The sequence below is a fragment of the Kitasatospora sp. NPDC049285 genome, assembly GCF_040678815.1.
Classification (GTDB): Bacteria; Actinomycetota; Actinomycetes; order Streptomycetales; family Streptomycetaceae; genus Kitasatospora.
On sequence record NZ_JBFAQR010000030.1, the window covers coordinates 51,562 to 72,652 of the forward strand.

Annotated in this window: 15 protein-coding genes; 6 read left to right on the top strand and 9 right to left on the bottom strand. The window is 71.2% G+C overall.

Translation table 11 applies throughout. The annotated features are described in order from the left end of the window. Positions 1 to 103: 103 nt before the first annotated feature. Positions 104 to 1,003: a hypothetical protein gene (locus AB0K51_RS20290; RefSeq protein WP_363457153.1), complete on the bottom strand. Its 900-nt coding sequence runs from the start codon at positions 1,001 to 1,003 to the stop codon at positions 104 to 106. A 190-nt stretch (positions 1,004 to 1,193) separates the two neighbouring features. Here AB0K51_RS20290 and AB0K51_RS20295 point away from each other — a divergent pair, with 190 nt between their 5' ends. Further along, complete coding sequence (locus tag AB0K51_RS20295) at positions 1,194 to 2,522, top strand: GH1 family beta-glucosidase (RefSeq protein WP_363457156.1); 1,329 nt, start codon at positions 1,194 to 1,196, stop codon at positions 2,520 to 2,522. Between the two features lie 6 nt (positions 2,523 to 2,528). On the opposite strand, the gene AB0K51_RS20300 is transcribed toward AB0K51_RS20295, so the two are convergent. Together AB0K51_RS20300 and AB0K51_RS20305 are read right to left on the bottom strand one after the other, a co-directional pair. Then, positions 2,529 to 4,328 carry a cholesterol oxidase substrate-binding domain-containing protein gene (locus AB0K51_RS20300; protein WP_363457158.1) on the bottom strand — a complete coding sequence of 600 codons (1,800 nt, stop codon included), beginning with the start codon at positions 4,326 to 4,328 and terminating at the stop codon, positions 2,529 to 2,531. Positions 4,329 to 4,612: 284 nt separating this feature from the next. Next, entirely contained in the window at positions 4,613 to 4,909 is a 297-nt protein-coding gene (locus AB0K51_RS20305; protein WP_363457161.1) for a hypothetical protein, read from the bottom strand. A 259-nt stretch (positions 4,910 to 5,168) separates the two neighbouring features. Here AB0K51_RS20305 and AB0K51_RS20310 point away from each other — a divergent pair, with 259 nt between their 5' ends. Further along, positions 5,169 to 6,176 carry a hypothetical protein gene (locus tag AB0K51_RS20310; protein WP_363457164.1) on the top strand — a complete coding sequence of 336 codons (1,008 nt, stop codon included), beginning with the start codon at positions 5,169 to 5,171 and terminating at the stop codon, positions 6,174 to 6,176. A 15-nt stretch (positions 6,177 to 6,191) separates the two neighbouring features. On the opposite strand, the gene AB0K51_RS20315 is transcribed toward AB0K51_RS20310, so the two are convergent. Further along, a complete protein-coding gene (locus AB0K51_RS20315) occupies positions 6,192 to 6,734 on the bottom strand; it encodes a thioredoxin family protein (RefSeq protein WP_363457167.1) in 543 nt (180 codons plus the stop codon). A gap of 457 nt (positions 6,735 to 7,191) precedes the next feature. Here AB0K51_RS20315 and AB0K51_RS20320 point away from each other — a divergent pair, with 457 nt between their 5' ends. Further along, a complete protein-coding gene (locus tag AB0K51_RS20320) occupies positions 7,192 to 9,675 on the top strand; it encodes a SpoIIE family protein phosphatase (RefSeq protein ID WP_363457170.1) in 2,484 nt (827 codons plus the stop codon). Positions 9,676 to 9,792: 117 nt separating this feature from the next. Here AB0K51_RS20320 and AB0K51_RS20325 read toward each other — a convergent pair whose 3' ends face one another. Both AB0K51_RS20325 and AB0K51_RS20330 read right to left on the bottom strand, forming a co-directional pair. After that, positions 9,793 to 10,149, bottom strand: a complete 357-nt coding sequence (locus AB0K51_RS20325; protein ID WP_363457173.1) for a hypothetical protein — start codon at positions 10,147 to 10,149, stop codon at positions 9,793 to 9,795. 45 nt (positions 10,150 to 10,194) lie between these two features. Next, positions 10,195 to 11,169, bottom strand: a complete 975-nt coding sequence (locus AB0K51_RS20330) for a YafY family protein (protein WP_363457176.1) — start codon at positions 11,167 to 11,169, stop codon at positions 10,195 to 10,197. Between the two features lie 80 nt (positions 11,170 to 11,249). On the opposite strand from AB0K51_RS20330, the gene AB0K51_RS20335 reads away from it, so the two are divergent. Both AB0K51_RS20335 and AB0K51_RS20340 read left to right on the top strand, forming a co-directional pair. Beyond that, positions 11,250 to 11,984, top strand: a complete 735-nt coding sequence (locus tag AB0K51_RS20335) for an alpha/beta fold hydrolase (RefSeq protein WP_363457179.1) — start codon at positions 11,250 to 11,252, stop codon at positions 11,982 to 11,984. Between the two features lie 174 nt (positions 11,985 to 12,158). Continuing rightward, positions 12,159 to 12,401 carry a hypothetical protein gene (locus tag AB0K51_RS20340; RefSeq protein ID WP_363457182.1) on the top strand — a complete coding sequence of 81 codons (243 nt, stop codon included), beginning with the start codon at positions 12,159 to 12,161 and terminating at the stop codon, positions 12,399 to 12,401. Here the strand turns inward: AB0K51_RS20340 and AB0K51_RS20345 are convergent. From AB0K51_RS20345 to AB0K51_RS20355, 3 genes are all read right to left on the bottom strand, one after another. Beyond that, the gene (locus AB0K51_RS20345) at positions 12,398 to 12,976 is read right to left on the bottom strand and encodes a hypothetical protein (RefSeq protein ID WP_363457185.1); all 579 of its coding nucleotides are present in this window, start codon (positions 12,974 to 12,976) and stop codon (positions 12,398 to 12,400) included. The two genes, AB0K51_RS20340 and AB0K51_RS20345, sit on opposite strands and share 4 nt — an antisense overlap. A gap of 374 nt (positions 12,977 to 13,350) precedes the next feature. After that, positions 13,351 to 15,669, bottom strand: coding sequence for a discoidin domain-containing protein (locus tag AB0K51_RS20350; protein ID WP_363457188.1), 2,319 nt, complete (start codon positions 15,667 to 15,669; stop codon positions 13,351 to 13,353). Positions 15,670 to 16,052: 383 nt separating this feature from the next. Then, positions 16,053 to 18,863, bottom strand: a complete 2,811-nt coding sequence (locus AB0K51_RS20355) for a glycoside hydrolase N-terminal domain-containing protein (protein WP_363457191.1) — start codon at positions 18,861 to 18,863, stop codon at positions 16,053 to 16,055. 408 nt (positions 18,864 to 19,271) lie between these two features. On the opposite strand from AB0K51_RS20355, the gene AB0K51_RS20360 reads away from it, so the two are divergent. Next, positions 19,272 to 21,050 carry a ricin-type beta-trefoil lectin domain protein gene (locus tag AB0K51_RS20360; protein WP_363457194.1) on the top strand — a complete coding sequence of 593 codons (1,779 nt, stop codon included), beginning with the start codon at positions 19,272 to 19,274 and terminating at the stop codon, positions 21,048 to 21,050. Positions 21,051 to 21,091: the final 41 nt, after the last annotated feature.

Consider the following 21,091-nt stretch of genomic DNA (forward strand, 5'->3'; position numbering starts at 1 on the left):
CGCCGGGAACGGAGGGCGCGCAGGAGCGCGGCGTGGAGGGCGACGGTGCCGGCGGTGGCGACGCCGGCGAGGTAGGCGGGGAGCGCGGTGCGGAGGGCGTCGATCACCGGTGGCCGTCCGCGGTGGTGCCGTCCGCGGTGGTGCCGTCCGCGGTGGTGGCGGCCGCGCGGGTGCGGGCGGTGTACCGGTCGCCGAGGCGCTTGAGCTTACGGCGTACGCGCTCGCCGAAGGCCTCCGGGTCGGGTCGGCCGGCGAAACGTGCGGCCTCGGCCCAGCTGCCGGTCGAGGGATGCGCCCAGGCCATGGCCACCGCGCGTTCGGCGCGGGTGAGTTGGGCCACCACGGCGGCCACCCGGGGGTCGTCGAAGGCGGCCTCGAAGACCAGGTCGTCCATGCGCAGCTCGCCGGCGACCAGGTCGAGCAGGGTCAGCCCGTCGCCGATCGGCGTCTCCAGCAGGAGCACGCGCGAGCCGCGGACCCGGCGCCGCCAGACCGGGACCGCGGCGCGGTGCAGGGCCTCGGCCTCGGACTTGATCCGCCCGACCACCGAGGCGTCGATCCGGCCACCGTGGTTCAGCGGATCGGCCCAGCCGCCGATCAGCGCGGTGCTCACCGCGTCGTCCCACTGCGGGCCGCGGGCCAGCACGAGCGTGCGGCGGGTGAACTCCGCCACGACGTTCGGCCCGCAGGCGTGGCCGACGATCGCGTCGCGGGCCTGCAGGGCGCGGAAGACGGCGGTGTCCAGGGGCTCCACCGGGCGGGCCGCGCCGTCCGCGCTGTCGGCGCTGTCGGCCGGCTCGACGAGGAGCTTGCGGGTCACCGCCCGGCAGGCCACCGCCCAGCCGTACTTGCCGCCGGCGTCGCGGTCGACCGCCACGCTGCCGTCCGGGCCGAACGACAGGGCGAAGTCCTTGTCCCAGCGCAGGCCGTAGGGCGAGTAGGGCGCGTGCTCGTGGTGCTGCTCGGGATGCCGGCCGTGGTGCTGGTCGGGGGAGTGGGACACGGTGCGGGGTCTCCTTGCGGGTGCGGACATAGCCTCCCTTCTCGGCCCCGGGCCGGGCCGCAAACGGCAAAGAATCTTGAACCGGTCGATGTGACGGCCGTCACATCGCTGGATTCCGTGCGGCGGGGCTCCCTAACATGAGCACCACTCGCATTCTGCTTCCCGTTGCCCGGCTTCGGAGGACTCGCATATGACGGACCGTCACGCTCTGCCCGCAGGCTTCCGGTGGGGCGCGTCCACCGCGGCGTACCAGATCGAGGGCGCGGTCGACGAGGACGGGCGCGGACGGTCGGTGTGGGACGTGTTCTGCGAGCGCCCCGGCGCGGTGAAGAACGGGCAGAGCGGGCGCGAGGCGTGCGACCACTACCACCGGTGGGCCGAGGACGTGGAGCTGATGCGCGACCTGGGGCTGGACGGGTACCGGTTCTCGATCGCCTGGCCGAGGATCCAGCCCACCGGCAAGGGCGCGGTCAACGCGGCCGGCCTGGACTTCTACGAGCGGCTGGTGGACGGGCTGCTGGACGCCGGGATCACCCCGCTGCCCACGCTGTTCCACTGGGACCTGCCGCAGTCCCTCGAGGACGAGGGCGGCTGGCTCAACCGCGAGACCGCGTACCGGTTCGGCGAGTACGCGACGCTGGTCGCGGACCGGCTCGGCGACCGCGTCCCGGCGTGGATCACGCTGAACGAGCCCTTCGTGCACATGGTCTTCGGCTACGCGCTGGGCATCCACGCCCCCGGGCGGGCGCTGATGCTGGACGCGCTGCCCGCCGCCCACCACCAGCTCCTCGGACACGGGCTGGCCGCCGCCGAACTCCACTCCCGCGGCCTCGACGTGCTGATCGCCAACAACCTGACGCCCGTTCAGGTCGCGAGCGAGACGGCGGAGGACCGGGCCGCCGCCGACGCCTACGACGCCCTGCACAACCGGCTGTTCACCGACCCGCTGCTGCTCGGCCGGTACCCCGACCTGTCCGCGTACGGCCTCGGCCCCGACCTCGGCGGCGCCGTGCGTGACGGCGACCTCGCGCTGATCGCCGGGACCCCGCTCGCCGGACTCGGCGTCAACTACTACAACCCCACCCGGATCGCCGCCCCCACCGACCCGGGCCTCCCCTTCGCCGAGGCGCCCATCGACGGCGTCCCCCGCACCCACTTCGGCTGGCCGGTCGTCCCGTCCGGCCTGCACGAGCTGCTGCTCACCCTCCGCGAGCGGTACGGCGACGCCCTCCCCCCGATCACCGTCACCGAGAACGGCTGCTCCACCGAGGACACCCTCGACGACACCTTCCGCATCGACTACCTCGCCGCCCACCTCGACGCCCTCGCCCGCGCCGCCGCCGACGGCATCGACCTGCGCGGCTACTACACCTGGTCCCTGCTCGACAACTTCGAGTGGGCCGAGGGCTACGACCAGCGCTTCGGCCTGGTCCGGGTCGACTTCGAGACACAGGTGCGCACCCCGAAGGCCTCGTACGCCTGGTACCGGGACCTGATCGCCGCCCACCGGGCGAGGTGACGATCGCTAGGAGCGGAGCAGTCCGTCCAGGAAGGCGTTGCCGAACACCCGGTGCGGGTCGTGGCGGTCCAGGACGGCGATCGCCTCGTCCCAGCCCGGGCCGCCGCCTGCGCGGAGGCTGTCTGGGATGACGCGGCCGAGCACGTCCGGGTCGGCCCAGGCGGCGTCCTGCGTGTAGGCCCAGCCCTTGGACCACTCGACCCGCAGGCCGGCCCGGGTGCCGTCGAAGGTTCGCAGCAGGAACTGTTCGAGATCCCGGCAGAACCGGTGGAGGCCGGGGGTGCCGGGCAGGCTGAGGATGTCCACCCAGACGGCGGTGTCCCACTCGGGCTTGTCCGGGCGGGGCCGCAGGGCGGACAGCAGTGGCGGTCGGGCGCCGGGCACGCCGGAGACGGCCGGGTCGTCCAGGCCGGTGACCCTGATCTCGACGGCCCCGTTCACCGGGTACTCGCCGCGCTGCTGGTACTCCGTCAGCAGACCTTGGTAGCCGGTGGTGAACTCGCTGACCACCCACTGGAGATCGGCCCGTCGGGCAAGCACCGCGTACCCGCTGGCGGTGACCCGCAGGGTGGTCGGCCGGACGTACTGGAGCAGGGCCCGCGAGGGGCCCCAGAGGTCGGAGTGCAGGCCGTCCGCGAGCAGGTGGGTGAGCAGCTCGCCGGTGAGCAGGCTGCGCAGCAGGCCGGTGGAGAGCAGGACGTCGGTCAGGTCGCCGGTGAGGCCGATCTTGGTGATCAGGAACTGGAGTTGGCCGAAGGTCGGGGCCAGCCACCAGGCTCCTTCGACCAGTTGGCCGGCGAGTTCGGCCACCGGCTCGGGGATGTTGTCGGAGAAGGGGTAGTTGTACGGCTCCGTGACGGTGCGGGCGGCGAACGGGCGGGTGGGGGCGACCTGCCAGGTCTTGAGCCAGGGGTGCGTGGTGAAGGCGTACCAGATCGCCTCGGCGCGGCCGTCCCTGGCGACGAAGTCGGCGAAGGTGCGGCTGCCGGACGTCCCCGGTGCGGCGAAGAGTTCGGCGGCCGGGACGTCGACGCGGCTGACGCAGCGCAGGTTCGGGTCGGCGCCGACCCGCAGCACCACCTCGGTGAGGAAGGCTCGGCCCAGCTGGACCAGGAAGGCGGCACTGTCGGCCTGGCTCCGGTCGAACTCCTTCAGCACGTACCGGACTTGGGCGTCGTCCCAGACCACGGCGGTGAGCGAGACGACGTGATTGCTGAGCGAGCCGTAGCCGTGACCGACGGGCGCGGTCTCGCCGGTGGCCGGCACGGCGGTGCCGTGGCCGCCGATGGCGAGGACGCCGCCGACGGTGAGGTCGCCGGGTGCGGGGCAGGCGGTGACGCCGAGGCCGTGATCGGCCAGCCGGGCGAGCAGGTCCTCCATCGAGGCGCCGGTCTGCACCCGAACGGTCGGAGCCCCGGCCGCTGAACTCCCCGTCAGGGTGATGGCGGTGAGGCTCCGGGTGGTGTCGACCAGCAGCACCTGGGCCGTGGCAGGGGTACCGGGGGCGACGGTGAGCGGCGCCCAGCCGTGCCGGTACCCCTGCGGACGCAACCGCCAGCCTGCGGCACGGGCCCAGTCGGCGAGGTCGGCGACCTGGTGCGGATCGGTCGGGGCGCAGACCCAGAGCGGGTCGGTTCGGACCTCACCGGCCCAGTTCTCGTACACCCTCTGATAGGGCACCAGCCCGGCCGGGAGGCCGGCGGGCGCGGTGCCGACCGCCCGCGCACTGTCCGGCCCGACGGTGCCGCGCAGCAGCCACACGGCGGCGCCCCCACCGAGTCCGGCAAGCGCCTGACGCCAAGTCAAGCCATCGCGTCTGTCGTGCTGTTGGTCTGCCACGAGGTGACGCTATCAACGGAGAAGGCTGCGGCACTGACGCTCTCGACGGAGACCACGCCGCGAGTCGCCTCCGGCTCGGCCGGAGGATCTCCAAGCGAACGAGGCGAACGAGGCGTACGAGGCGTACGAGGCGTACGAGGCGACCGGGCGCGTCCGGAACATCGGTGCCCGCCGGAAGCCGAGGGAAGGGTCGGCGGCCGGCGGGCCCGCCGGGGTGGTCGCGGCCACGAGCCGGGCGCGGATTCGGCGGGCTATCGGGTCACGAGGGCGTGGACCGGGTAGACCTTCGGCTGCGGGTTCTGAACCCCCAGTTCGGTCAGAATCGGAACGATGGCCTTGCCGAACTCCCGGAACGCCTCCTCCGACTCCCAGACGTCCACGACGAGCCAGCCGTCCGCCGTGGGCGCGGCGGTGTGCGAGATGAGCCCCGCCACCGGCCAGTCCGCCGGGCTCGTCACCGGTCCCGGACGGCCCGCGACCATCTCCGCGCTCTTGTCGTACTGAGCCTGGGTCATCCCCGGCACCTCGAAGACCGCCACGATCGCCATGCTGCACTCCCTTGACATCGATCGAACTCCAACAGGCCGAGTTGACCACCCGGGCTGTCCGCCCGCACACCAGCCACAGCGAACGGGTGTGTCCAGGGGGCCCGTCGCACGTTCGGAACGGCGGGATCGACGGGGGATGTGCAGCGGGATGCCTGACACCTCGTCGGCCTCCGCGGCTTCCCGGCGGGCGCCGACGGGTCGTCAGGCGCATGACGACCCGTACGACGGGTAATACGCTCGTGTGTTCGGGAACTGGCGAGTGCAGCGAGGCGTGCTGCTGATCTGCGCGGCGCTCGGCCTGACGGCGGGCCTGTGCCTCTGGTTCGCGCGCGGCTTGCCGGACTTCGGCGAGAGCCTGGCCCTCAACATGGCCCCCGAACTCCTCACCACCATCACCACCCTGCTGGTCATCCAGCCGGTGGTGACCAGGCTGGAGGAGGATCGGGTCCGCGAGCACCTCCGGCTGGACTTCGGCTCCTTCTGCGACAAGGTCGCCCAGACCAGCGACATCGTCTGCATCCTCGACACCACCTCGACCATGATCTCGGGCGACACTGCCCAGCGGTTCGCCGACGCCGCCGCCTCCGCGATCGGCCGGGGCGCGATCCTGCAGATCATGTTGCTCGACCCGGATTCCCTCGCCGCCCAGCAGCGCTCCCACGAGCTCAGCGCCGATGTCCGGCTCGAAATCCTCCGCACCGTCCGCGACCTGCGCCGGATCGAGACCCGGCTCGCACCCGAGCGCCGCGCCCAACTCCAGGTCCGCGTCTACGATGCCGCGCCGTCCATCCAGCTCTACCGCTGCGGCCAGCGGATGATGGTGAGCTTCTTCCCGGTCGACCGCCGCTCCGGTGACGCCCAGCAGCTGGAGGTCCGTGTCACCACTCCGCTCGGCTCCTTCGTCTCCGAGCGCTTCGCGGAGCTGTGGAGCAGCGGACGGTCCATCAACGACCTGCTCAAGAAGCAGGTCCAGCTCCTGGACGACTCCGGCGCCGTCGGCGAACCCATGTGGCTGGAATACGTCCAGACCGACGGCGGCATCTACGTCAGCGACCACCGCCTCCTCGTCGAGCTCGCCCGACGGGGCGGCCGTCCCGTTCGCGCGCTCCTCGACGGCGGTGCCGCGCCCGTCTTCCACCTCGCCCTCCTGGAGGACAGCGAAGCCCCCTTGCGCGGAGCCCTCATCTCCGCCCACGCCGAGAAGTACGGTTCCGACGCCGACGTCTTCATGAGTTTCCGCCCTGCTCAGACGGCCGTGGAGCAGTGAGCCAGTTGATACCCGTCACAGCCACTTGATGGAGCAGCCCATGCTTGCCCGGTGGGGTTCCGGGACGGGCTTGCCGGCGAGGACCAGGCGGATGGCGTGGCGCAGGAGTTCGCCGGTGACCGGTTCCTGGTTGCCGGGTGTGGACTTGTCCATGGCGCCGCGGTAGGCCAGCTCCCGGCGGGCGTCGTACAGGAAGAAGTCCGGTGTGCAGGCTGCACGGTACGCCCGGCCGACGGACTGGTCGACGTCGAGGAGGTACGGGAAGGTCCAGCCCGTACGCGCCAGCTGGCTGCGCAGCCCGTCGGCGTCGTCGGTGGGCGCGATGGCCGGGCTGTTGGTGCAGATCCCGACGACGGCCAGGTCCGGGAACTCGCCGACCAGGCGGCCGAAGGCCTGCTCGACATGCCTGACGTACGGGCAGTGGTTGCACAGGAAGGCCACCAGCAGGGCCGGTGCCGCGGCGAAGTCGTCCCGTGCCACGGTTCGGCCGTCGGTCGTCTGCAGTGAGAAGTCGGGTGCGGGCGTGCCCAGCGGAACCATGGTGGAGATGACGGCCATCTGGCTCACTCCCTCCGGCTGACCGAAGCGGCCGACGCGGGTACTCCCGGCGTGTACTCCCATGGTCGTCCCGCAGTGCCAGTGGTTGCCAGTGGTCGCCGGTGGTCGCCAGTGCCGCCGCGTCGGGTCGTCGCCGTGATCGAATCGTGGGAACAGCTCGCACTGGTCTACGTCTCGTCCGACCGTCGAAGGAGCCCCCACCGTCCCATCCCTCGATCAGAGCATGGACATGAGAGATGACGGCACGTCCGGGATACCGGTGCGGTCCGGGGTGTTGGCGATGTGGTCAGGGCCGGCCAGGACGGGCCGGGCCCGCTCACCAGGGAGTGCTCGGCTCGTACGGCAGGCCGGTCGCCGCTCGGCCTATGCTGGCGCTAGCGGCGAGAGGTCCAGTGTTGCGGTCTGCCGATCGGCCGGACCAGGACGTAACCGACTGCCTTGAGCGAGGTGGACCACGGTGAGCAGTGGCACTCCTGGCGCCCCTCTGAGCTCGCACCGCGACCCGCAACCGCAGGGTGACGCCTACGCGGTGGTCGACCCCGCCGGCCGGCTGCTGCACTGGAGCCCCGGCGCGGAACACCTGCTCGGGTACTCGGCCGACCAGGTCCTGGGCACGGCGGTGACCGACCTCCTCGGTGACTGCGCGGACACCGCCCGCTTCGATGCCGACCGGTCCGGCTACCTCGGCATCACCTGGCTGCGTCACCGCGACGGCAGGACGATCGAGGCCGCGCTCTGGGCCACCCCGCTCAGCGGCGCCAGCGCCGGGGCGAGCCGGCTGATCCAGGCCGACCGTGGCGACGCCGTCCGGCGGGCCCAGTTGGACCGTGCCCTCCTGAAGGGGCTGTTCACTGACTCCCCCGTCGCCATTGGCGTGTTCGACGCGGACCGGCGCTTCCTCGCCCTGAACCGGGCCGGTCGGCGGGCGGGCGGCTTCACCGAGATCAAGGGCCGAACGCTGCGGGACGTGGCGCCGCCCGGACTGCTGGACCTGGACGCGTTCGAGGAGCGGCAGCGCGCCGTCCTCGACACCGGCGAACCGCTGGTGCGCGTCCGGGTGGAGGGAACCTCGTCGTCGCCGAGCCGTCGCCGCCTGGTCTGGTCCGAGACGGTCATCCCGCTGCGCAGCGGCACCGGCGAGCCGATCGGCCTGGTACATATCCTGGTCGACACCTCCCGGGAGGAACAGGCCAGGGAACGGCTGCGGTTGGTGAACGAGGTCGGCCTGCGGATCGGCGGCCGGCCCGACGTTCAGCACATCGCGCAGGGGCTGGCCGACTTCGTGGTCACGGAGTTGTGCGACTACGCCCATCTCGACCTCTTCGAGCACGCCTTCGGAACCGTCGAGCCGGAGGCCGGCGCCATCGCCTCGGAGCGCCCGCTGCTGAGGGCGGCGACCGCCACCACCGCCGACTGGTGGCCGGCCCGGACGGTGGCGGACGTCGGGGAGGCGGACCCGTTCGCATCCGCACCCGGCGGGCCCGAGCTGCGGTCGCTCGCCAGCGGGCAGCCGCTGCTGCTGACCGGCGAGGGGTGGTACTCGGCCGCCGTCGACGGCGGCAACGCGCGGGCCGCCGCTGCGGCACGTGACCACGTGCACTCATGGCTGGCCGTGCCGCTGTCCGTGCGGGGCGTGCCGTTCGGTGTCGCCGTCTTCGCCCGGTTCACCGAACCGGGCAGCGAGGCACGCGCCTTCGACAATGATGACGTGGCCACCGCCGTGGAGATCGTGCAGCGTGCCGGCATCGCCATCGACAACGCCCGCCGCTTCGGGCGGGAGCGGGTCCGGTCCCAGGACCTCCGGCGCCGACTGCTGTCGAGGCCGCTGTCCGACATGGACACCGTCGACGTGGCCTACCGGTACCTGCCGCCACGCGGCCCGAGCGGGCTCGGCGGCGCCTGGTACGACGTCATCCGACTCTCCAGCGCCCGGACGGGTCTGGTGGTCGGCGACGCGGTGGGGGAGGAGCTGCATGCCGCGGTCTACATGGCCCGGTTCCGGACGGCGACCCGGGTCCTCGCCGCCATGGACCTGAGTCCCGACGAAGTGCTCGCCCGTTTGGACGCACATGTGAAGCGCGTCACGGCGGACTTCGCCGTCGGAACCGGCCCGATCGGGACCACCTGCCTGTTCGCAGCCTTCGACCCGATCAAGAGCGAGCTGTCGCTGGCCAGCGCCGGCCATCCGTTGCCCGTGATCCGCAGCGCCGACCAGGGCCTGAGGGTCCTCGACATGCCGATCGGCCCGCCGCTCGGGGTCCAGGGCACGCCGTACCAGAACACCACCATGCCCTGGAGCGAGGGGGACGTGCTGATCCTCAGCACCAAGGGCCTCGGCGCGGACAGCGACGGCCGGCCGGCGGCGCTGCTGGCTGCGTTGGGCTCGCTGACCCTGCCGGCTGGGCCGCACGTCGACCTGTCGGTGCTGAGCACCCGCCTGATCGGCCGGCTTGCGTTGCCCGATCGGCTCTCCGACGCCGCCGTGATGGCTGTGCAGCCGCACAAGCTCGGCTCGGAGCACCACGTCAGCTGGGATCTGGAGGACGATCCCACGGAGGTCGGCCGTGCCCGCACGCTGGTGACCGAGCAACTGAAGGCATGGGACCTGGCAGAGCTTGGATTCGAGACCGAGTTGATCGTGAGCGAGCTGGTCACCAACGCACTGCGGTACGGCAAGCCGCCCATCCAGCTGCGGATGATCCTCGACCACGGTCTGACCTGCGAGGTGGTCGATCACAGCAGCACCTCACCGCACGTGCGGCACGCGGCGGACACCGACGAGGGTGGCCGTGGGCTTTACATGATCGCGCAGCTCGCCGACCTGTGGGGGACCCGCTACCACGACCGCGGCAAGACCATTTGGGTTCGGCAACCGGCTCCCGCCCCGACCAAGCCCAGGTCGCCGGCCGACCCCGACCGGACCCGACCAGGGTTCGCCTAGCCAGTTGAGACCTTGTCCTACGTGGTGATCTTCGCCAGTCGTTTGACACGGCGCCGGTCGACGAGCTGGAACACGTCCTCGACGCCTTCGCCCCGCACACGATCACACCGCAGGCAGCTACCCGGAAGCGCCGGGACGGCCAGGTGGTTCGACACCGTGATCTCCCGGGCCCGCATGCACCCCCGCCCGGCTGCTGCTCGACGCGGCTCGGCAGGGCCCCAGGTGACCCCCGGGCTGCCGCAGATCGGGGTCTCGGTAGGAACGGAAAACCGGCGGCGGGCGCCAGAGCGTCTTGTCTCGCAAGCTCACGTCTTCCGGGCGCCGGACGGCGGTGACCCGGGCGAGGCAGATTGCCTTGGTCTTGTCCGGCGGGGAGGGACGGCGCTCGATGCCGAAGGTCGGGTCGGTGGTGATCCAGCCCTGCCGCAGCCACCATCCGATCGCCTTGCGCACCACCGACAGCTCGCGGTTCACGGTGTCCGGCCATCTCGTCCGCGCGGGCGGCAGTAAGTCGTGGATTTACCACGGCAGGGCTTCCGGCCGTCGTTCGGCGGCGGCAGCGAGTTGGCCCGCCAGGTCCTTGAGGGCTTGGCGGAGTTCGTCGGGGCTGTGGATGGTGAAGGGCCACTCGAGCGAGGCGAGCAGGTGTGCCATGCCGTCGAGGCGTTCCGCCCGTGCCTGCATCAGCACGCCGGTGGGTTGGGCGGTGAGCGTGACGGCCGCGCGAGGCAGCCTCCGGGCGATCTCGTCGAGAGGGCCGTGGATCGTCACCTCGACCTGCCAGGGGTAAGGCCCCTGGGCGAGGTTCGCAGTGAGGTGGGCGACCGGGTCGAAGCCGTCAGGGGTGGCGAAGGTCTGCGGGCGGGGGGTGACGGAGGCGATGCGATCGATGCGGAAGGTCCGCAGGTCGTCGCGGAGGCGGTCGTGGCCGACGAGGTACCAGCGGCCGGTATGGAAGACCACGCCGTAGGGGTCGATGTCGCGCTCGGTCCGGTCCTGCCGCCGGGACAGGTAGGCGATCCCAACGGTCGTCCTGGCACGCGAGGCCTGGGCCAGGTCCAGCAGGACACCGCTCCCGGGTGCCTGCGCGCTCACGGCGTTGGCGGTGAAGGACAGGGTCTCTCGCATGGCGGCGAGCGGCTCCCGCAGGGCCTGCGGAAGCACGCGCTCGATCTTGGCCCGGGCGCCCGCGCCGGCCAGCACCGTCGTACCCATCCCGAGCCGGTCGGCCGCAAGGAGTCCGAGGACGACCGCGAGGGCCTCGTCATTGGTGAGCACCAGGGGCGGCATCCGGTAGCCGCGGGCCAGTCGGTAACCGCCATGGCGGCCGCGCTGGGCCTCTACGGGGATGCCGAGATCGCGCAGGTGGGCGACGTACCGGCGGACCGTGCGGACGTCGGTGTCCAGCCGGTCGGCCAGCTCCGTCCCGGTGAACCCGGCGTTCGACTGGAGCAGTTCCAGCAGGGTCAGGACGCGGGTCAGGGGATGCGACATGGATCACTCGACATTTCAGGGCTGATTCTGTCCTGTATCGACTCTACGCTCCTCTGCAGCACCTACTCCAGGGAGATCAGATGGCCACCTTCGTACTCGTTCCCGGCGCCTGGCTCGGCGCGTGGGCCTGGCAAGACACCGCCGACGCGCTGCGGGAGCACGGCCACACGGCGCTGCCACTGACGCTGACCGGCTTGGCCGAGCGCGCCGGGGAGGGCGGGCCCCAGACAGATCTGGACGCGCACATCGCAGACATCACCGACTTCGTCGAGAAGAACGAGCTGCGCGAGGTCACCTTGGTGGCGCACAGCTATGCGGCTGCCCCCGTCACCGGGGCGGCCGGACGACTCGGCGACCGGCTGGAGCGCGTGGTCTACGTGGACAGCGCCCCGTTCGCCGCGGGAATGCGCATGCTCGACCTCATGCCGCCGGAGGTAGCGGACCAGCTGAGCCGGCAGGTCGCGGCTCACGGCGACGGCTGGCGGCTCCCGATGCCGCCGTTCGAGGTCCTGGGTGTGTCCAGCAGCCTCGACGGACTGGATGTGGGACAGCAGGACGTGCTGAGCGCTGGTGCCACCCCTCAGCCGTTCGGCACCTACACCCAGCGGCTGGCCGGCCCGGCCGAGCCCGGCCCCGGTGTGGACCGTGTCCTGGTCGCCTGCCACGACTTCCAGGGCCTGCTGGACAGCGGGGTGCCGATGCTGGCCTTCCTCAACCACGCGCCGTGGCGGCGTTTCGACCTGTCCACCGGGCACTGGCCGATGCTGTCGGCGCCCGCCGAGCTCGCCGACATCCTCCACACGGCCGTCTCCTGACCGACACTGACGCACAGCGCATGCCCGACCACGAGGGTGTTCGCGGGCTGCGGGCCCGCGCGCAGGCGTTGGCCGGCGGAGTGCGGGAAGGCTCCGCCACGGCGGTCGCCCGCCTTCGACGGCGACCCGACGACCTCGGTCACCATCGCCCCCGACCCGACGGGCGCCGCCTCCGTGGGCATCGACCTCGGCGCCGGCCACGCGTCCCCGGTCGTCGCGGTCCGCTACCTGCCCGCGATGAGCTCACTGACCGCCGGCAACGGCGGAAACGAACGCCTCGCCCAGAAGACCATGGTCGGCGGCCAGTTCCAGGGCTGCACCAGCGGACCGGCCGCGGGCTGCGGGACGATCGCGACCATCGCCTACCGTCCCACCGGCGACTGGCAGGTGCTCCCGATCGGCGACACCACCGCCTAACAGGCCATGGCGGCCTGGTTGGCGGAGACGGTGTAGCCCGACGACGAGCCCGTCCAACCGGAGAAGCCGAGGCTCGCCGGGGTCGCCTGGGCGACCGGCGCCTCCTGGCCGTCTACGTAGACCTGCCTGCTGGTACTGCCGGCCGGCACCGGAGCGGACCAGACGCCGCTCGATCCGACCTGCGTCCAGCCGGTGACCCGGGAGGCCCCCGAGATCACCGGGTGCGCACCGGGCGCGGCCTGCCAGACCACGGGATGGCCCGCGGCACCGGAGTCCCCGGCGCCGAACGACCAGGTGCTCGACAGCCGGTACGTGCCGTCGGCCAGCAGCGCGCTGACGTCCGCGCCGCTGTTCGCCGCGAGCTGGGTCCTGACCGCGCCCTGCGCTTCGGCCAGGGAACACGGCGACGACACCGAGCAGTTCGTGCCGGTTCCGGACGGCGAGGCGTAGAGCGTGACGGTCGGTGCCGCCCCGGCGGAGGGGACCGCGGACAGCGCCACCGCGGCGGCCAGGACCGTTCCGGCCGAGCCGATGCGGCGCAGTGCTCTGCGCGTGAGTGAGTGTTCGACTGCCACGGGCGTCATCTCCTGATAGCGGGATCGGCCGTTTCGGCCGGATGCCGGGACGGGGCTTCCCGGACGAGCCGCACGGGCCGGCCGGCCCGATCGGGTTTCCGTGGTCCGGTGGCAGCGTCCTTCCGGAGACGTCGGAGTCGGGACGTGTGGAAGCGCCGTATCGGTACCCAGGCCGGGGCGGAGGCCCGCCGGGCAGCCCCTACAGCCGATGTTTGCTGAATTTTGACCACCTCTGATGCCGTGTCAAGCGTTCTGGCACGTCGCAGCGCCCTCTTCAGGATTGACTACATCGGAGGAGTCATATGGCGAAGCCCCGGTGGTCCAGGGGGACTTGGGAGGTCAACCTGGTGCCACCGGGGCCTGGTCGGGTGGGTCTAGACGCCGTAGACCGCGAACTCCCAGAGGGAGTAGCCGTACGCGGTGCCGCGCTGGGTGCCGAGCATGCGGATGTAGCGGCCCGAACCGTTGAGCCCGGTCAGGTCGTTGACGCCGCCGGTGCCGGTGGTGGTGGAGTAGATCGAGGTCCAGGTCGTGCCGTCATCGGACACCTGGATCTGGTACGCCTTGGCGTAGGCGGCCTCCCAGGTCAGCTTGACCTCGTTGACCGTGTGGACGGCACCGAGGTCGACCTGGATCCACTGCGGGTCCGAGTAGTCGCTCGCCCACCGCGTCGCCGGGTCGCCGTCGACCGCGAAGGACGGCGCCAGTCGGCTGAGACCGGACTCGGTGCTCGAGGCGAGCGCGGTCTTCCCCGCGGCCAGGTTCGCCGAGGCTCCGTAGACCTCGAACTCCCAGAGCGAGTAGCCCCAGCTGGTGCCGCGCTGGGTGCCGAGCATGCGGATGTAGCGGCCCGAACCGCTGAGTCCGGTCAGGTCGTTGACGCCGCCGGTGCCGGTGGTGGTGGAGTAGATCGAGGTCCAGGTCGTGCCGTCATCGGACACCTGGATCTGGTACGCCTTGGCGTAGGCGGCCTCCCAGGTGAGCTTGACCTCGCCGACGGTCCGGACGGAGCCGAGGTCGACCTGGATCCACTGCGGGTCGGAGTACAGGCTGGACCAGCGGCTGCCGTAGCTGCCGTCGGTGGCGTTCGAGGCGGTCAGCCCCGCGGTTTCGGCGGACGAGGCGGTGGCCGGCCGGTTGAGGGCCAGATCGCCGGCGGCCACGTCGACCTGCCAGCCGGGGATGTGGCCGACGGCGGTGATCACCTGCTGGAACTCGCCATACGTGGATACCAGTTTGGGCGAGCCCCAGGTCTGCTGCGCCAGTGCGCGGAGCGGGTTCGCGATGCCGCCCGCGACCTGGCGCTCGGTCTCGGCGTTCGGGTTGTCGCACCACACGTGGAGGATGGACCCGAGGTTCCTGGTCTGGTCGGTGATGGTGGTGCCGCCCTGGAAGATGCCGGGGTTCCACTGCTCGTACATGTACGTCGTGTCGGGCTTCGAACCGCCCAGGACGTAGTAGGTGGGCGTCCAGCTGCCGTTGTTCACCAGGTGGCCGGCGGTGACGAGCTGCTGCGGCGTCAGGCCGTAGTTGTACCAGTAGTCCACGATGATGTCCGGGGCGACCGGGATCGTGCCGTCGCCGGACTTGATGCCGTCGTTCCACATGCGCATCGTCTTGCCCGCGCCGCGCACCAGGCCGTCCGCCCAGCGCACGAAACCGTAGAACACGTCCTTCGCGGTGGCGCCCGCCCCGTACTGCTGCCGCGCGTACGCGAGCAGCTGCGGGTACTGGCCGTAGTTCACGCCGTACTCGTCCGCGCCGAGGTGCCAGTAGGCGGCGGGGAAGAGCGGCAGGTACTCGGTGATCAGGTCCTTCATCAGCGTGTACGACGCCGGGTTGGACAGGTCGATGTCACCGGCGTCCGGCGTGGACCCGTCGGCGGCCCTGAGCTTCAGCTCGGGGTGCGCGGCCAGGATGGTGTCCATGTGCCCCGGCATGTCCAGCTCGGGCACGATCGTCACGTGGTACTTCGCCGCGAAGGCGATCAGATCGCTGATCTCCTGCTTGGTGTAGTGCTGGGCGGAGACGATCTCCGGGTGGGTGCTGCTCTCCAAGCGGTAGCCGAGGTTGTCGGACAGGTGCAGGTGCAGGTAGTTGAGCTTGAGGTACGCCATCTCCTTGACCTGGTCCTGCAACCAGCCCACCGAGTAGTACTTGCGCCCGACGTCGACCATCAGCCCGCGTTCCACCTTGGCCGACCAGTCGCGGGCGGAGCCGCCCGGTATCACCGGGCTCTGCTTGAGCAGTTGCAGGAGGGTGCGCGTTCCGTAGAACACCCCAGCATCGGCCTTCGCCTGGACGGTGATCGAGGAGCCGACGCTCAGGGTGTAGCCCTCGGTCCCCAGCCCGGGGTCGCTCGCGCCGAGCGTGAGCAGGATGTCGCCGGGCCCGACCGAGCCGGCGGCGGCCGTCACCTTCGGCACGCTCACCCCGGTCAGCTGCTGGATGTCGTCGGCGAAGAGCGCCGAGTCGGTTGCCAGTTGCGAGGCGTAGGCGCTGTCCACCACGATCCGCGTCGCGGTGCCGAACGAGTACGGCGTGCTGCCGGCCGTCCACTGCTGCAGCGCCGGAATCGTCTGCGGGGCCGAGGTCGCGGCCCGGGCCGGCGGTGGTGCGGTGAGGCCGGCGATCGTCGCCGAGGCCAGGCTCAGGACTGCGAGCAGTCCGAGCCGGTGCCAGGGGAGCTTCATGGATGGAACCCTTCTCGAGGGGAAGTGGACCATGTACGCGGCTGCCCGTCACGGCAGCGCAGAGGCTCCGCAGAGCCGCCGGACGTCCGATACGTGACGATGCAGGACCGGGGTGCCGCCGCAACGCCCGGCACGCCGGGGCGCCGTGCCGGAGCACGGCGACGCTGGGACCCCGGCGTGACCGGGCGGAGGGGCGGCGGAGCGGTCCGGACCCGCGCATTGGTCTGGACCATTACCTGTGTTGGTCTAGACCAATGTGGAAATCGGTCTAGACCACTTGAGGTGGGATCCTAGCAGTGGCCGCCCCCTTTCGGGTACCCGTCGAGTCGGTAACGTCCTTGTGAACAACCATTTCTGACGGATCGTCAGATCCGGGATCGACGTCAGGCCGGCAGTAGCTGCCAGTGCTGGCTGGTGCTGCCCGTGTCGGTCTGCTGCTGGATGCCCGCGCTGTCGGCGGTGGAGTCGCCCGCGACGCCGAGCACCTTGCCGCTGCGGACGCTGACCACCTTGACGTAGCCGCCGCCCGCGTCGGTGAGGGTCCACTGCTGATTGGTGCCGTGGGTCGGGGTCCACTGGATGACCGAGGCGCCGTCGGCGGTCGAGCCGCCGTTGACGTCCATGTCCAACGCCGAGTGGACGTTGGTGAGTTCGAAGCCGCCCGTGGTGACCGGGGTGAGCCGCCAGCGCTGGTTGTCCGAGGCGTGGTTCGCGTACTGGATCAGGGCCGTGCCGGTGGCGGTCGACGAGCCCGGCACGTCGATCACCTTGCCGCTGCGGCGGTTGACCAGTTGGAACACGTCGGCGGGGGCGAGGGTCACCGAGCCGCCGGCCGGGACGGTGACGGCCTGGCTCCAGGCGCCGGCCTTCACGGTGGTGGCGCCGCCGCGGACGCTGTGCAGGGTCAGCGTGGTGACCTTGCCGGCGCTCCACGCGAGGTCGACGGTGAAGCCGCCGCGCACGCCGACGCCCGTGATGCGGCCGGACGCGGCCCAGGCGGAGGGCATCGCGGGCAGCAGCTCCACCAGGCCGGGCCGGGAGTGGACCAGCATCTCGATCATGGCGGTGGGGGTGCCGAAGTTGGCGTCGATCTGGAAGACGCTGCCGCCGTACTGGTCGAACATGTTGATGCTGCTGCCGTTGTTGCCGTTCACCACGGGCTTCAGCACGGTGAGCACCAGCTGGTACGCCTTGTCGGCGTTCTTCAGCCGCGCCCAGCACAGCGCCCGCCAGGCGCAGGCCCAGCCGTAGCTCTCCATGCCGCGGGCGGTCAGCAGGTTGGTCGCTCCGGTGACGAGCGCGGCGGGGCTGGTGGCCGGGTCGATCCGGTCGCCGGGGAAGAGGCCGATCAGCGGCGAGAGGTGACGGTGCGTGGTCTCGCCGAGGTTGGCGTCGGTCATCCACTCCTCCACCCAGCCGGTGGTCGCGCTGACCCGCGGCAGGTAGAGGCGGGACTGGAGGTCGGCGACGGTGGCGGCGTAGGCCGCGTCCCGGCCGAGCGCGGCGGCCGCGGCGCGGTAGTTCCGGAAGAGCTGCCAGACCAGTTCCTGCGCGTAGGTGATGCCCAGCGCGTTGGTCGGGCCCTGCTCGGGCGACCAGTCGTGGTCGTCGACCAGCACCTGGGAGCTGGCCCCGGTGACCGGGTCGGTCACCGTGGTGGTGACGAGCCGGGCCTCCCAGAACTGGCAGGCGCCCTTGAGCAGGGGGTAGATCCGCGCCAGGTACGCCGGGTCGAGGGTGAACTCGTAGTGCTCGTACAGGGAGTTGCTGATCCAGGCGTTGCCGGCCGGATGCCACCACCAGCCGGAGCCGCCCCAGATGTTGGTGGAGATGGCCACCGTCCACCCGGCGATCTTCCCCGAGGTGTTGCGGAAGCCGTTGCGCGGGTCGTTGAACAGCGCCTGCGTGGTCGCCTGCCAGCCCGGGTACTGGGCGAGGCAGTAGTCGGCGAAGGCGTCGAAGCTGCCGGGCAGGCCGGCCCGGTCGGGCAGCCAGTAGTTCATCTGGACGTTGATGTCGGTGTGGTAGTCGCTCATCCAGTTCGGGCTGTTGGTGTCGATCCACAGGCCCTGGAGGTTGGTGGGCAGGCTGCTCCGCGAGCCGGTGATCGTCAGGTAGCGGCCGAACTGGAGGTAGGAGGCCTCCAGTTCGGGGTCGGGTGCGGAGCCCGCGGCGGCGCGGGCGGTGAGGCGGGACGCGGTGTCCATCGCACGCTGGGCGGCGGTGGAGGCGCCGAGGTCGACGGTCATCGTCTGCTGGAGCGACTGGTAGTCCGCGACGTGGGTGGCGAGCAGTGAGATGCCGGCGACCGGGGCGGCGGCCGCGGCCTTGCCGCGCGCGACGGTCAGCGGGTCGAGCGAGGCGTCCTGGTACCCGGTGGCGGAGTCGGTGGAGTAGTTGGTGCCGCCGCTGACCAGCAGCACCACCTCCTGGCAGCCCGTGAAGGTGACGCTCGCGCCGGACACGCCGACCGTGCCGGTGCCCGAGGCGGCCTTGGCGGTGGCGGCGTACCTGAGGCCGTTGGGCAGCGCGGCGGAGAAGGAGGCGGTGCCGGAGGCCGCGTCGGCGGTGACGCTCTCGCCGCGGGTGCCGGCGAGGGTGAGGTTGCCGGTGAAGGTGCCGCCGCCGCTCTGGCTGAGGCGGATCACCAGCAGGTCGTCGGGGTGGCTGACGAAGACCTCGCGGCGGTAGGTGACCCCGCCCAGCTGGTAGCTGGTGACCACCACGCCGTTGCTCAGGTCGAGCCGGCGCTGGTAGCCGGTGATCGCGCCGGCGGTGTGGGCCGGGATGTTCAGGTAGGCCTTGGCCAGCATCCCGAAGGTGCCGAAGTCCCCGCTGCCGTACGGGAATTGGCCGTCCGAGCCGAGCGAGGCGTTCGGCCCGCCGGTCCACAGGGTGGCATCGGCGAGGACGAGGGCGTCGTGCGAGGGGTCGCCGGTGGTCATCGCGCCGAGACGGCCGTTGCCCACCGGGAGGCCCTGCTTCATGACGGCCGCCTCGGTGGCGGGGGAGCCGTACCAGAGGGTCAGGGCCTGGGCGTCCGGCACCAGGGTGGGCGCGGGAGGCCGGACCACGTCCGCCTGCGCCGTGAAGGTCGGAAGGGAGGTGAGCGCGAGCGCGGCGCCGAGGCCGACGGCCGCGCGCAGCACCCCGCGACGGCTCGGCTGGTCGGTCGACGGGTGGTGACTGGTCATCAGGAGGTCCGTTCAGACGGGTGGGGGAGTGGGCTGCCGCCACGCGGTGGTGCCCCGCAGGGACTCGTCGTCGATGGTCGGAGCCGGTGAGCTTCGGTGCGCGCTCTCGCTGGCTGACCAGTCGTCATGTGGCTGAGCTCCGAGGCACTTTGCTCCGATGATTAGGAGCGTCGAGGCGGATGGCTCCCGAGGTTACGAGGGTGTGTCGACCCGTGGCAAGGTGTAGTCATCGGACGAATCTGCGGCGCGCCAGCTCTGGATGGAGTGATGGAGGGTGCGTCGATCTGCAACAGCCATGCGTGAACATGCTCGTTTGTACTGATTATCAATCATCTATTGACGGCTCGGCTAGCCTTCGCTGAACTTGGTGCCCGCCAACAGGCCCCCGCCATCGAGGAGTAGTGGCTCATGCGAAGCTCACCCCGCCCCGGACGCCTTCGGCCGCTCGCCGGGCCGGCAACCGCGCTGCTCGCCCTGTCCGCCTCGTTGCTTGCGCCGGCCGCGCACGCATCCCCGACCGCGACCAGTCCGAACGGGAACTCCCTGGCGGTCACGCCGCCGATGGGATTCAACAACTGGGCCCGGTTCGGCTGCGGCACCGACAACCCGAACACCGGCGACGTCGGCCCGACCGAGGCGCTGATCCTGGCCCAGGCGAGCGCGCTGGTGAACTCGGGCCTGCGGGACCGGGGCTACACCACCGTCACCGTCGACGACTGCTGGATGTCCCCCTCCCGCGACGGCAGCGGCAACCTGGTCGCCGACAGCGCCAGGTTCCCGCACGGCATGGCCTACATCGGCACCCAACTACACAACCAGGGAATGAAGTTCGGCATCTACGAGGACATCGGCAGCTCGACCTGCGGCGGCTTCCCCGGCAGCTGGAACCACTTCCAGGCCGACGCCGACCTGTTCGCCTCCTGGGGCGTGGACTACGTCAAGATGGACGGCTGCAACATGCCGGCGGCGTCGAACAGCGCCACCGGGTACATCAACGCCTACACCGCCTTCGGCGCGGCGATGAAGAACAACGCCGCCAAGCGGGACATGGTGTTCTCCGAGTCCTCGCCGGCGTACTCCTACATCGGCGCCACGCACCTGAGCGACTGGTACGCGGTGATCGACGCCGCCAGCCGGACCGGACAGCTGTGGCGCGAGGGCAACGACGTGATCATGCACAACCTGGCCGGCTCGGCCTGGGACAGGTCCGGCAACGGCAGCGGGATCATGACCCAGTACGGCTACAACTGGCCGCTGTCGCGCTACTCCGGACCGGGCAGCTGGAACGACCCCGACTTCCTGATCACCGGCGACCACGGGCTGACCGATGACGAATCGCGCACCCAGATGGCGCTCTGGTCGATGATGTCCGCCCCCCTGATCATGAGCGTGGACGTCACCGCACTGTCCGGCGCCTCGCTGGCCACCCTGAAGAACAGCGACGTCATCGCGATCGACCAGGACGGCCTCGGCAAGCAGGCCGGCATGGTCGGCCAGAACGGCACGATCGACATCCTGGCCAAGCCGCTGGCCGGCGGGGACCGCGCGGTCGCACTGCTCAACCGCGGCACGACCGCGACCACCGCCTCCACCACGCTGGCCGCCGCCGGATTCCTCGGAAGCGGATGCACGGCGTCGGTCAAGGACCTGTGGGCGGGATCGACCAGCACCAGCACCGGCACGATCAGCACCACCGTCGCGGCGCACGCGACCGCGATCCTCCGGATCCACCCGGTCTCCGGCTGCACCGGCACCCAGCCCACCGGACAGATCACCGGCAGCGCCGGCACCGGCTACTCCGGCACCGCCGGCAAGTGCCTCGACGACTCCGGCTCGGGCACCGGCGCGGGCAACCCGATCATCCTCTTCCACTGCACCGCCGGCGCGAACCAGCGCTGGACGCTGCCCGGCGACGGCACCGTACAGACCCTGGGCAGGTGCCTGGACGCGGTCCACCAGACCGGCGACAGCCGGTACGTCGGCTACTGGGCCAAGCTCAACCCCTGCGACGGCCGGGCCACCGAGCGCTGGACCTACCAGCGCAACGGCTTCCTGAAGAACGACTCCCTCGGCTACTGCCTCGACGACTACGCGTCCCAGACCGCGGACCTCACCCCGATCATCGTCGACACCTGCGCCAACTCCGAGGCGAACCAGCCGAACCAGGTGTGGGCGCTGCCCAGCTGACCCCGATTCAGACCGGTCCGCCCCGGCCAGGAGTGAACCTC